Here is an 11,410-nt window from a genome sequence, read left to right as displayed (position 1 = left end):
GGGCCTACGGAGCCGACATGGCTGTGCGCTCGGCTTTCTCCAGCCAGTCGGTGTACCAGCGGGCGAATGTCACCGGCGTACCGTCGTCGTCGAGCAGCGGGGCGAGGTCTACGTCGTCCACCCTGCAGTCGGACCAGATCGTGCCGCGGTGGCTGCCGCTGATGATCAGCCATTCTCTCTGGGCGCAGCCCAGGTGAGAGATCACGATGGCGCCGGCGGTGCGCTCCGGGGCGAACATGACGACCTCCCACCGCTCATCCCATGCCTCGATGGCGTCGTCGAAGTCCTCCTCCTCGGGGCGTTGGGCAAGAAGGTCATCGAGCAGCTTCGGGTCCGGGCCCTGGTCGGGGAATGGCTCGGCAAGCCTCGACAGGTCGGCCAGGTCCGCGCCGTCGCCTTCCCAACGCCAGCGGCCTTGCACCCGCCGGACCGGGAACAGGCCGTACGCGGGGCCGGCGCCGCCCGCGCCGACGTGGAGCAGGAAGGACCGGTACTCCTCTGGCAGCCGCACGCCCATCTGAGCCTCGAGTTCGGCAAGCTCGCCCTGGGTAAGCGGACCCTCCACTATCCACCTGTGCCCCAATGCCCCGAACACCTTGCTGCCGGAAGGCCCTGCACCCGCCGCCTCGACCCGCCGACGCACGCCCACCCACCACTGATCAGTCATGCGCAGACCGTACGTGCAGCCACCGACAGCTGGGGCGCGGGGCCCACTGCTGCCGTCCCCACGGGCTCAGAAACGCCCCGACGCCCCAGACCCCTCGGCGCAACACGCACATCGGCCTGAGATCCTCGGTAGCCAACCAGCGCCCTCAGTCACGCCCACCAGCAAGATCACGATCTACAGCTGGAGTATTAGATGGCTATGGCCTGTGGAGGCCGCACCTGACCGCTGTTGTCCGCTCTGCTGGGCACGGTTGGGGCACGAGCAAAGGAGGGCAAGGGACTCTCATGACCAAGTCGAGCAGTCCTCCATCGAGATCTCTGCGGCGGCCGCGTCCGTAACAGCCTCCAGGGCCGGGATATAGGGGCGGACGTCGGGGAGCGGCGTGCAGAAGGTGACGTTGGAGGTGAGGAGAGCCTCCTCGGTATCGGCGAAGGAGAGGGAGACGTACGCCTTCACCTGACTGTCACCGAACTCCTCCTGTGCCTTCCGAAGGCAGGCGCACACATACGCCAGACACCTCCGGACGAGGAGGGGCGTACGTTCGTCCGGTGAGGCCGGGAGGTCGTAGTCGGTCATTCCCCTCCCGTTGATCGTCGTCTCCTCCGTGAGCCGGTCGACGTAGGTGCCAGGCGCCTCCGGGCAGAGGTCGGTCAGCACGCGCCCACCGGCGGCCGTGAGGGACCACCCGCGCTCCACGACCTCAAGGAACATGGGGGGAATATCCCGATCGCTCAGGTCGGTGGTGTCTGCCGTCCGCAGGATCTCCCGCATCCGAGGGTTGCTTCGCATGGTCATCCCTCGCCGAGTGCGGCGAACTCCTTTCTGATCACTGCGATGAACCAAGTTTCTTCGATGAATCTTGAGGCGCAGGCGATTGCGTGGGTCGGTTCGGTTCCGGGGTGACCGTGAGCTCATGAATGGAGAAGAATCGCTGCACGCTCCTCCTCGTACACCGCAATTGCGCGCGGGTCGCCATCGTGATATGCCTCCCAAAAGCCGGGAGTGTTCCATGATTCTGGGCACAACGAGAAAGACCCGGATTCGAACTGGAAATACTTCCAGTTCGGTGGCAGGGAGTGCGTGGTAACAGTAAATACTCGGCTGTCGAAGAGGGCGGACTGCCTGAGTCCGGCTTCGGTGAATTCGACCCGGAATGTGGTGGCTCTCTTGAAGGGGGCGGAGATTTCGAGCACCGCGTACTCACGCCCTTCGGTCAGGGCGCTGATTCCCTGCAGGGCGGCGGGTTCCACGGTGAATTCGGTGGTCATGCGGACGCGCATGCTAAATTACCTCCTGTTCATGATTACCTTGTAATCGTAGTTCAAAAGTCGACCTGTTTCGGGGTTGTAATAGTAGTGCACCTGGAAGTCGCCGTAAGGGGACTGGTGTGTTTTGGTGGTGTACTTGCCCCAGTCGCTGAGACTGCTTCCATCAGATGTCATGGCTTCACGCACAGCGGGGTTGCCGATCTTTTCACCGTCGATCACCCGTCGCGAGTCAGCTATGGCCTCAGGCGTGAGCCAACCGCTCTCGTTGAAGATCGAGCCCGCCGACTCTCTGCGCAGCTGATCGGCGAGTCGCTGCCCCTCGGCCGAGCCCGGCACGAAGTTCTCGTTGATGTCCTTACCCTCGCGGCCCGTGTCGTTCAGACAGCGTGGGGCCAAGCCCAGTGGGTCGGACCAGGTGTGTGGGTTGTGCACGTAGGCTGCCGGGTTGGGCGCCGGAGCGAGGCCCAGCGGATCCGGAGTCAGGTAACGAGCGGTCTCCGGGTCGTAGTGGCGATGGTGGTTGTGGTGGAGCCCGGTTTCTGGATCGTAGTACTGGCCTGGAAAGCGGAGCGGTGTGTACGCCGTGCTGTGCCTTGCCCAGGTGGTGCTGCCCCAGAGGGTGGTGCGGGTGTGCCAGGCCAGGGAACCGGACTCGTCGACGAGTTCGGTGGGTGCTCCGACCAGGTCGGTCACCATGGCGAAGAACCGCTCGTCAACGGTGCGTTGGGACGCGTCTTCAGAGAGGATCCGTTCAGTCTGGGCCAAAGGGCGAAGTCCATGGTGGTCCCAGGTGAGGACGACGGAGTTCGGTAGTGCGGCGGAGACGGTGGTCTGCTCGCACAGGGTGGTTCCGTCCCAGGTGAAGCGGATCTCCTCCACCACGGTCAGATGATCCTCGCCGAGGCGTTCCTTGGCCACCCGGCGGCCCAGAGGGTCGTAGCGATACCGCCACCGGGTCCCGTCCGGAGTGGTGACCGCAGTAAGGCGATCTTCAGGGTCCCACTCGTACCGCCAGGTATCCGGCTTGCGGGAGAGTCTGATCTTCTGGCGGAGGGTGGTGCGCCCGCCGGCGTCGTGCTCGTACCGGGTGCTCCCTGCGCGGTTGATGGTGGACCCGGTGTAGGAACGAGGGCCGGTGGAGTCGCTGCCCGGGTGGAAGGAAGGCCAATCGGCGGCGGTCTGATTGCCGGCGTCGTCGTAGTCGTACGCCTCGTTCCAATTGGTGGCGGTGACCTTGGTGACGCGACCGGATCTGTCCAGATCGAAGCGGCGAGGGCCGCTCAGAGAGTCGTCCAGGCCGATGAGGTATCCGTCGGCGCGGTAGGTGTAGGCGCGTGTGTTCAAGATGTTCCGATCGCGCCCGATGAGTTGCTGGCCGCGGAGACGGCCCGCCGCGTCCCGGACGAAGGCGAGGGTGCAGGCGTCACCGACGACGCGCCTGGATTCCCGGCCGACGGCGTCGTGGGTGAAGGTGATGCGTCGTTCACCGGCGGTCGTCTCGGTGAGCCGTCCCGCCGCGTCGTACCGGTATGTGGTGGACCGGCCTGTGGGAGTGACTCGGCGGGTCCGCCGACCCAAAGCGTCGTACGCGTGTGTGGTGGCTCGGCCGTTGGCCAGCTCCGTCTTCACGCGCCCAGCCCGGTCGTACTGATAGATCAGCTCGGTGTCCGGGCTGTTCGCCTGCACCAGCCGTCCCGCAGCGTCGTACGCGAGCGTCGTCACCCGGCCGGCGACGTCCTTACGGATGACGCGTCCGAGGGCATCGCGAGCGTAGGAAACGGTCTCGCCCAGCGGAGTGACCGAGGCGGTCATCCTCCCGGCCGCGTCGACGACATAGCTCACGGTGCGACCGTCGAAGTCGGTCTCGGAAACCAACCGGCCTGCCTGATCGTAGGAGTATGACCAGGTGTGTCCTAGCGAGTTGGTGACCTGGACGAGTCGCAGGTCTGTGTCGTGGGTGAACTCGTACCGAGCCCCGTCGGGGTCGGTACGAGCCGACAGCAGGTCGAAATGGGTGTATTCGAACCGGCTCGTTCCGCCGGCAGCATCTGTGTGGGTCAGTCGATTGCCCTCCCCGTCGTAGGTCCACGACTCCGTGGCGCCGTCGGGGCCTGTGCGCTCGCAGAGTTCACCGTCCACGGTCCACCGCAACAGGGTGACGGCGCCCAGCGGATCGGTGATACGCGTGGGACGGCCCAGCGGGTCCCGGTCGTAACGGCTGGCGCCCCCGAGAGGGTCGGTGACCTCCACGGGTAGTCCTGCGTCGTTGCAGCGGAAGTTGGTCAAGTGTCCTAGCGCATCGGTGATCGAGGTGATGCGGCCTGCTGCGTCACGGGTGTAGCGGGTGGTGCCCCCGCCCGGTTCGGTGACTGCCGTGAGGTTGCCGAAGTCATCGAACTCCTGCAGACGGCGGGACCCGTCCGCTTCGACGAATTCGGTCACCAGCCCCAACTGGTTCCGTGTCACGCGCAGTCGTGTGCCGTCCGCCTGCAGGACGCCGGAGACCCTGCCCTCCTCGTCGTACACGAACGTGGTGACGTGACCCAGCGCGTCGGTGTGCGTCAGCCGGTTCCCGGCTGCGTCGAAGGTGTCCTGGCTGGTGTTTCCCAACGGGTCGGTGGTCGCGAGGACTCGGCACCTGCTGTCAACGAGATGGCGTGTGCAGCGGCCGTCAGCCGTGGTCAGGACAGTGTTGCGGTGCCCCGTGGACAGGTGGGGTTCGTCGTATGCCAAGGTCAGTTGGAAGTGGCCCGCCTCGCCCCCCTGCGCGATGACGCGATCCCGCTCGTCGTAGGCGTAGTGGTAACGGCTGCTGTTGGAGTCTTCCCAGGCTGTCACCCTCCGTCGGTCGTCATAGGTGAAGGTGAGTGTGGCACCTGTCGGCTTCGTGACAGTGGTGAGGTTGCCGTCCGTGTAGCCGTAGGCGCGCAGTTGACGTGCCGCACACGCGGAGGCAGTGAGTCCCTTGCTGATATCCGTGGTGCTGAGCAGAGCCAGACCGGTGACGAGCCCCTCGGCCAAGGTCAATTGCAGGTGGTAGCCACCGGAGTGGACGAGTGCCTGGGGTGTGCCGTCGTCGGTTCGGTCGATGGTGATGGTGTTGTTGTTGCGGTCGCTGATCTGAACGAGCCAGGTGGTGCCGTTCCCGCCAGGATCGGCTCCGCTCGGGGCGGTGAAGTGGTGTGTGTGACCGCTGTCCGGATCGGTCACGGTGTAGCCGCCGTCCTCGTTGCGGTTCAGGGTGGAGCGTGAGGTCCCGCTCTCGGGGCGGGTGGGTAGCCCGGGGACGGGGTGCGGGTAGGTGATGAGCAGTCCGTCGTCGGTGACGTGGATGACGCCGTTGGCGTCGATCTCCAGGCGCTCGTCGACGGTGGAGGACCAGGAGGGGCCGAAGAACCGGCCTGCGGTGTAGCCCGATTCGGCCCGGCGGGTGAAGGAGAGGGGCAGCACGCCGGGCAGGACAACGTCGGTCTGGGGCAGGAACATGCGGCCGGATGCGAGGTCGACCGGGTCGGTGCCCTCGCTCGTGCGCTCGCCGTCGGGCCGGTTGTGGGTGCCGTCGGGTGCGGCGCGTTCGAGTTTGCGGGCGTCGGATGCGATGTCGGCGGCCTCCTTCACCACCCGGGCACCCTTGACGCCGGCCCCCGCGCCGCCGGTCGCGGCGGTGAGGGCCAGGTCGGGCAGGAGCCGCCCGAACCCCTCGGCCGGATCCTTCATGAACCCGTCGAGCATCTGCTTGCCGGTGCCCCAGGGGTCGTTGGCGACCCGGACGAGCCCGGCGGCGGTGTTGTTGAGCGCGAGCGCGTACTCCGCGGGGTGCGTGATGTTGTACGGGTCCGTCGGGTTGACGCTGCGCGCGAAGTTCAGGATGCCCGCCGCGCCTTTGACGACGCCGCCCGCGATATGGGTCTTGATCACCTGGTATTCCGCGAGCCCGTCCATGGCCTGCTCGGCGTACCGGGGCTTCGGCGGTGCGGAGTCCCGGGCCGCGGTCACGGACTTGCGCGCGGTCTCGGCAGCGGTGTTGCGCTGCTTGCGCGCCTCCGCGAGGAGTTCCTGGGCCTCCTCCATCCGGGCTGTGCCCGGGTCGCTGAAGGCGCCGGGCTTGGGCGGCAGGGTGGAGGGGTCGCGCTCGTCGGCGGGCTTGGCGTTGTAGGCGTCGACGGCCTTGTTGTACGTGGTCGTCTTCTCGTTGTACGCGTCCCTGGCGTCCTCGGACGCCTTGGTCCCGGCCTTCCACTTGTCGATCGCGGTCTGCGCCTGCCCCTGCGCCCATTCCACGGTCCCGGCGAAGGAGTCGAGCGCGCCGGCGGCCTTCTCGAAGGCGTCGGCGGCCTTGAACCACTTGGGCGGCTCGATGGACACGGAGTCCCGGAAGGCGTCGGCGGCCTGCCCCTTGAGCGCGGAAGAGTCGACTCCCTTGAGCCCACCGCCGACCTGGTCGAACGACCCCTGCAACTTCCTCAGATGGGTGGCGGCGGCCCGGATCTTGGACGGACTGCCGTAGATGAGCTTGGTCTTGTCCTCGGTCTGCCCGAGGTCCATCTCGTCGACCTCGGCGCCCATCCGGTTCGCGACGGACCGGGACTTCTCCCGGACCCAGTCCGCCCCGGACTCCCAGCCGACATCGTCCAGCCGGTCACCGGCCCAGTTCCCGGCGTCCTCGACCCGGTCACCGGCCCACTCGACACCGTCCTCGACCGCGTCCTCGACGACATCGGGTGTGAGGTCCCGGACGAAATCCTTGAACCCCATGGCCTAGTTCCCCCCGCCGCCCTGCTGCTCCTGCTGCCGGGCCCGCTCCTCGGGCGATGGCCCGAACATGTCGTCCACGGACCGGTCGAACGCCTGCTGCTCCACACCGAACAGCTCGTTCAGCTGCTCCGCCTGTCGCCCGCCGTTCCCTTCCGTGACGAGTGCCCGCCCGGTGTCCGTCCAGGTCTGCCCGGCCTCGTCGGCGGTCCGCTCGAACGATTCGCGGCTGTAGTCCGGGCTCAGGTAGTCCGGGGTGAACACATCGCCCCAGTCCTGCTGGACGATCTCGTCCTCCGAGGCATGCGGATTCCCGACGCCCGCGTTCACGGCGATCTTCAGCGTGCCCTGGACGTACTGGTCCTCCTCCCACACGATCCCCGCCGCCAGCCCGAGCTTGGCCGCGATCGCGTTGGCGTCCTGGACGAGCGCGCGGACGCCCCACTCCCACCGCTCGCAGAAGTCCTCGAAGTCCACGGACAGCCCGTGATGCCCGGCCTCCATCCCGGTCATCGACAGCTCGGACAGCCCCTTGCCCAGCACCGCACCCGTGCCGTCGCCGATCTCCTTCAACTCGGCCACGGCCCCGCGCAGCCCGCTGGTGATCTTCTGAACGCTGACCGGATCGACGTTGAGGTCTTCAGCCCCCGTACCGCTCACAGCTCCCGCCCCCCGCCGGGTACGCCGGCATCGGCATCGACGGCGACGGCATCCGGAACGATCCCCACGACCGGCGGGAACAACATAGAACCGTCCGGATCAGCCACGTTCACCGCGACCCCGGCCGGCACGCCCATCGCCGGAATGACCTCGTCCAGCAACCGGGCCCCCCGAAACACGGCGTACTCCCAACTCCTGGAGGTTGCCCCGGCAGTCCCCTCCACCACGGCCCGCTCCTCGGCGAACCGGGCCAGAGCGGCCTCATCGGTGAACCCGCACACCCACCGCACCCCGCCGAACTCGGCGGTCCACAACCCGCCCCGGTCGTACGGCACGAGAACGAGAGCCCGCCGCAGCTCACCCACGAGCGCCCCCGGATCCCCGAGCCCGGACCGCCGCTCGGCTATCCGGTCCGCCAGCGCTGCCCCGTCACTCATCGGAAGCCCTCCCCCGTACGTGAGCTGTCACTCTTCGCCTCCGCACACGCTAGGACACCACGCACGACGGCAACCACGCGGTTCCAGTCGTTCCCACAGCCTCCACACCACGGCCCGGCCCCGAACACAAGAAGGGCCCCGGTCGCTGACCAGGGCCTTCATCAAAGAGCGGGTGACGAGAATCGAACTCGCGCTCTGAGCTTGGGAATCAACGCGTTTACAGGTCGCGGCGTCGTTCTGACCAGCGGTAACGGGCGTCAAGGGGGCCTACAGGGGCTTCCCTCGACGCCCGCTATTTGCCGTGGCTGACCGCTCTGACGGGCACGGATCGGGCACGGCGTTGAGTGCCGCCCTCTCGTCCCGAAGTAACTTCAATACGCCAGTGCCGACCCAGGGGTGGCGATGCTGGTGAACTGGTCCCGCAGATCTTCATCCTAGCTTCCCGAAGGACCACCCAGTCACTTCGTTTAGTCGACCCCTCCAGTACATTCCGTTTCCCGGGAGCCCAACTTGGCCAGGTTGATAGATTCGAGCGTCTCGAAGGTGAATGAAGACGGTCGAATCTTTATCTTGGATAGCTTGCTGATAGCGCGGTGCTAGATTTTCGGCCGCAGCTAGCGCTGCTTCCTCTTCCGCTCGTCCGGAGGTCGCTACGTCCTCCCAGGACTTGAAGAAGAGCTCCATTCCGGAAGCCTCCGCAGGCTCCGTGGAATCATCGCCACTCGCCCCGGCGATCTGCTGGCGCATTCCCATGAACCACAGCCAGTTTGGGATGAGGTTGCCGCTTACGGTCAGGCCGCCCACAGTGAGGACAAGGCCGGGGCCGTCCTCCTCGCCCTGCGAAGCATTGATGATATTAACCAGAGAAGTGAGGACGTGATCTGTGTTCGGGTCAAACATCAGTTACTGCTCCGCTCCCTCTTGTTCGAGCTTCGAACCTCTTTTTTTGAGGTTAGAGATCCCCTCATTGCGCGCACTTTCAGGACGCTGCGTTCGATCTGCTGCCCCATGTCAGAGTCGCTGTCTGTCTTTGCGATTTGACGCATGAGCCTTTCAGAGTACGAGCGGCCTCGTGCGGGGAGCATTGCACGTGATTTTCGATTTCCCGTGGCTGCCGTAGTGTTGCTTTCAGTATTCGACGCAGCCTTCACGGTGTAACTTGCGTTTCGTGCGGAGTCCGCCTTTTCCCGCTCTAGTCCTTGCTTGATCCAATGACGCATGAGCTGCGTAACGGGCAGGTCAAGATTCTTCGCCACCGTGCGAATTTCCTGCATCATTGCCTGTTCCATGCGAATAGAGCGAGATGTCATGGGGTAGCGTGCGGGCTCAACTGCGATCTCGCTAGCATCCATGTCCGTGAGGCTGGTTGATTGGAAGTACTCTGCGAGCTCTTCCAATTCACGCTCTCCGCCAACTGAACTCTGGTCCTTGTCAGTCATCTTCATCTCCCTTCGAAGCTCCTGCGTTCACGCGGATGCATGTCGCGAGCCGTGACAACGTAGAAGACGCCTTTGCCGCGAGGGGCAAGGAAGACGGAGAGGTGGCGTCCACTGTCCGTGGTTCCCAGCAGCGCGTAAGTATCGTTCCTTGTGCGGTAGGCCTTAACCGGCTTCGTTTGGCACGCTTCCTCAACCTCGCCAGGGGACACACCGTGCTTGGCGATGTGCTCCTCGTTCCAGTCGTCCCAGATCAGCTCATCGACGCGCACGCCTTGAAAGTAGCACGCCTACCACTTTTCGTACCACGTTGTGGTACGTCTCAAACACAACTACACTCATATCGTCATGAGAGTCGTAAAGTGGACTATTTGCCGCTGCGGAGGCAGCTGTCAGGACGTTAGGGAGCCCGCTCGCACATACCTACTCGCCCAGCTCCCATCCCGTCCGCCTTCGACCCACACTCCGTGGAGCGGTCGTGGTTCAGGGCGTCAAGGTGGAGCGCGCTACTGTACGAACGACCTTGACGCCCTGGGCCGCGACTGCTCGGCTCTGCCTGGGTCGAAGGTGGTCGGGATGGGAGCCCCACGACGCTCGCCACGCTCCGGCCGGCACTCGCGAACGGCGCCCCTCCCATCCCGGAGTCTGAGCGCCCCCGCCGGAGGCATCCTCTTGAAGCCGCGGGCTTGGTTCTCGACTCATGCCCTCGGGCCTACACAGCGGGCGCGCGTCGGCGGCGGCAGCGCCGAGCGGGCCGAAGGCAGGAGCGCGGGCGCAGCCAGAGCCGGGAAGCGCGCCCGGCGGAGCGGAGCGCAGCCGGGTGCCTTGATGAGGTAGAGAAACCTGTAACAGCTCTCGTCGTCAGGCGGGTGCCACGAAGCAGACGGCGTCGACCTGCTTGCCTCCGAAGGTGTGGACGGCCTCACCGATGCGTTGCCAGCCGAGGCGTTCATAGAGGCGGATCGCAGCTGCATCCTTCGTCAAGACCTCCAGCACCAAGCGCAGGCGCCTGTCTCGGGCGTAGGCCGTAGCGGCTTCCATGAGGAGTTTGCCGACTGACGCCTTTCGTGCCTGACGCGCCACGAAGAGTCGGGCCAGGACCCCGATGTGGGAGTCGTCGTCACCGCTCTCTTCCCTCCAGAGCCGAGCTACCTCTTCCCCCGGCTGCGGGCTGTTGATGGCGACATGCCCCACCACATGTCCATCGAGTTCCGCGACCCATGCCGCCAGAAGTCCTCCTGGAGACAGCCAAGCTTCTGGGTCCTTCACCCCTTCGACTGGGTATCCGTCGGATTCGTGTACTGCGGTGAGAACGGTTGCCGCCTCCGCAAGGTCACGTGACTCACGCGGGCGAACTGTGGCCGTTGACATGCGTTTCCCCCTCCAGTGCGGTCTACTCAACCGGCAATTCGTAGAGCAGTCCTGTTTGGTCGGCTCGGTGTACGTACCTGGACACCTCGAACGGCTGCAAGTCCTGATCAAGGCTGGTGTGGAGCACCTCCAGAACCGGCACCCCTGGCAGCAACTGGAGGAACCGGGCTTCCTCTGGCGTCGGCATCCGCGCGCTGATCTCGTCACGGACCCGCGTCATGACGTGCCCTAGATCCTCCAGCCGCCCATAGATTCCGTCCTTACCGGTATTCGGCTGCATGAGCAGGGTGCCCTGCGCCTCGTCCCACCGGAGGTACGTCGAGACGATCTGAACGGGTTCGTCGTCGGCGAAGTAGTGGTTCTCCCGGTGCACGACGCTCTGTTCGGCCGAGGCCACACCGAGGCGCTCCGCCACGTCAAGCGGCGGCGTTTCACGCTCGATGTAGAGCACGTCAATCCTCGGCGTCTTGCCTTGGCGCTGTGCCTCTAGCCGGAAGGGGGTTAGCCCAGTCTCCCGGTTCTTGATCGAGTACCGATCGCTCCCGAATCTGAACAGCTTCTGCGGCTCGCGGACGAACACCCCCCGTCCGTGCTTGGCAGTCACGAGGCCTTGCTCCGCGAGCAGCCGTACAGCCTCGCGCGCCGTGTTGCGAGCGGCCCCGTACTCCTCGGCCAAGGCGCGCTCCGAAGGCAACTTCTCGCCGGCCGGGATCTCTCCGTCGCGGATCCGCCGGCGTAGTTCTTCCGCGATGCGTCTGCTTGCTGGCTGCTGAGTAGGGGTCTCGGACGGGGTCATGCCGACAGCGTAGCAACTGGCTC

The 11,410-nt window shown here is 65.6% G+C and carries 11 protein-coding genes; all 11 read right to left on the bottom strand.

Annotation, left to right across the window (positions count from 1 at the left end):
- Positions 1–4 precede the first annotated feature (4 nt).
- Entirely contained in the window at positions 5–667 is a 663-nt protein-coding gene (locus ACZ5WC_RS09325; RefSeq protein ID WP_468540229.1) for an SMI1/KNR4 family protein, read from the bottom strand.
- Positions 668–949: 282 nt separating this feature from the next.
- Entirely contained in the window at positions 950–1,438 is a 489-nt protein-coding gene (locus ACZ5WC_RS09320; RefSeq protein WP_468540228.1) for a hypothetical protein, read from the bottom strand.
- 140 nt (positions 1,439–1,578) lie between these two features.
- Positions 1,579–1,935 (bottom strand): hypothetical protein, encoded by a 357-nt coding sequence (locus ACZ5WC_RS09315; protein ID WP_468540227.1) that lies wholly within the window; start codon positions 1,933–1,935, stop codon positions 1,579–1,581.
- Between the two features lie 18 nt (positions 1,936–1,953).
- Complete coding sequence (locus ACZ5WC_RS09310; RefSeq protein ID WP_468540226.1) at positions 1,954–6,690, bottom strand: putative T7SS-secreted protein; 4,737 nt, start codon at positions 6,688–6,690, stop codon at positions 1,954–1,956.
- Positions 6,691–6,693: 3 nt separating this feature from the next.
- Positions 6,694–7,347: a hypothetical protein gene (locus tag ACZ5WC_RS09305; RefSeq protein WP_468540225.1), complete on the bottom strand. Its 654-nt coding sequence runs from the start codon at positions 7,345–7,347 to the stop codon at positions 6,694–6,696.
- Entirely contained in the window at positions 7,344–7,784 is a 441-nt protein-coding gene (locus ACZ5WC_RS09300; protein WP_468540224.1) for a hypothetical protein, read from the bottom strand. The genes ACZ5WC_RS09305 and ACZ5WC_RS09300 overlap by 4 nt, the downstream gene beginning before the upstream one ends.
- Before the next feature lie 429 nt (positions 7,785–8,213).
- Positions 8,214–8,684 carry a hypothetical protein gene (locus ACZ5WC_RS09295; protein ID WP_468540223.1) on the bottom strand — a complete coding sequence of 157 codons (471 nt, stop codon included), beginning with the start codon at positions 8,682–8,684 and terminating at the stop codon, positions 8,214–8,216.
- Positions 8,684–9,223 carry a hypothetical protein gene (locus tag ACZ5WC_RS09290; RefSeq protein ID WP_468540222.1) on the bottom strand — a complete coding sequence of 180 codons (540 nt, stop codon included), beginning with the start codon at positions 9,221–9,223 and terminating at the stop codon, positions 8,684–8,686. Before ACZ5WC_RS09290 ends, ACZ5WC_RS09295 begins: the two co-directional genes overlap by 1 nt.
- A gap of 2 nt (positions 9,224–9,225) precedes the next feature.
- Positions 9,226–9,492, bottom strand: coding sequence for a BrnT family toxin (locus ACZ5WC_RS09285; protein WP_468540221.1), 267 nt, complete (start codon positions 9,490–9,492; stop codon positions 9,226–9,228).
- A gap of 589 nt (positions 9,493–10,081) precedes the next feature.
- Entirely contained in the window at positions 10,082–10,591 is a 510-nt protein-coding gene (locus tag ACZ5WC_RS09280) for a GNAT family N-acetyltransferase (RefSeq protein ID WP_468540220.1), read from the bottom strand.
- Positions 10,592–10,613: 22 nt separating this feature from the next.
- Complete coding sequence (locus ACZ5WC_RS09275) at positions 10,614–11,387, bottom strand: GntR family transcriptional regulator (protein ID WP_468540219.1); 774 nt, start codon at positions 11,385–11,387, stop codon at positions 10,614–10,616.
- Positions 11,388–11,410 lie beyond the last annotated feature (23 nt).

The sequence above is a fragment of the Streptomyces sp. NPDC033165 genome, from assembly GCF_055577965.1.
Note: the sequence above shows the minus strand (reverse complement) of the source record. Positions and strands in the feature narration are given on the sequence as shown.

What these genes read in the sequence shown, in the direction of transcription:
- ACZ5WC_RS09320 (WP_468540228.1), bottom strand. Translation starts at nt 1,438, where the DNA reads ATGCGGGAGATCCTGCGGACGGCAGACACCACCGACCTGAGCGATCGG.
- ACZ5WC_RS09295 (WP_468540223.1), bottom strand. Translation starts at nt 8,684, where the DNA reads ATGTTTGACCCGAACACAGATCACGTCCTCACTTCTCTGGTTAATATC.
- ACZ5WC_RS09290 (WP_468540222.1), bottom strand. Translation starts at nt 9,223, where the DNA reads ATGACTGACAAGGACCAGAGTTCAGTTGGCGGAGAGCGTGAATTGGAA.
- ACZ5WC_RS09325 (WP_468540229.1), bottom strand. Translation starts at nt 667, where the DNA reads ATGACTGATCAGTGGTGGGTGGGCGTGCGTCGGCGGGTCGAGGCGGCG.
- ACZ5WC_RS09275 (WP_468540219.1), bottom strand. Translation starts at nt 11,387, where the DNA reads ATGACCCCGTCCGAGACCCCTACTCAGCAGCCAGCAAGCAGACGCATC.
- ACZ5WC_RS09310 (WP_468540226.1), bottom strand. Translation starts at nt 6,690, where the DNA reads ATGGGGTTCAAGGATTTCGTCCGGGACCTCACACCCGATGTCGTCGAG.
- ACZ5WC_RS09300 (WP_468540224.1), bottom strand. Translation starts at nt 7,784, where the DNA reads ATGAGTGACGGGGCAGCGCTGGCGGACCGGATAGCCGAGCGGCGGTCC.
- ACZ5WC_RS09315 (WP_468540227.1), bottom strand. Translation starts at nt 1,935, where the DNA reads ATGACCACCGAATTCACCGTGGAACCCGCCGCCCTGCAGGGAATCAGC.
- ACZ5WC_RS09280 (WP_468540220.1), bottom strand. Translation starts at nt 10,591, where the DNA reads ATGTCAACGGCCACAGTTCGCCCGCGTGAGTCACGTGACCTTGCGGAG.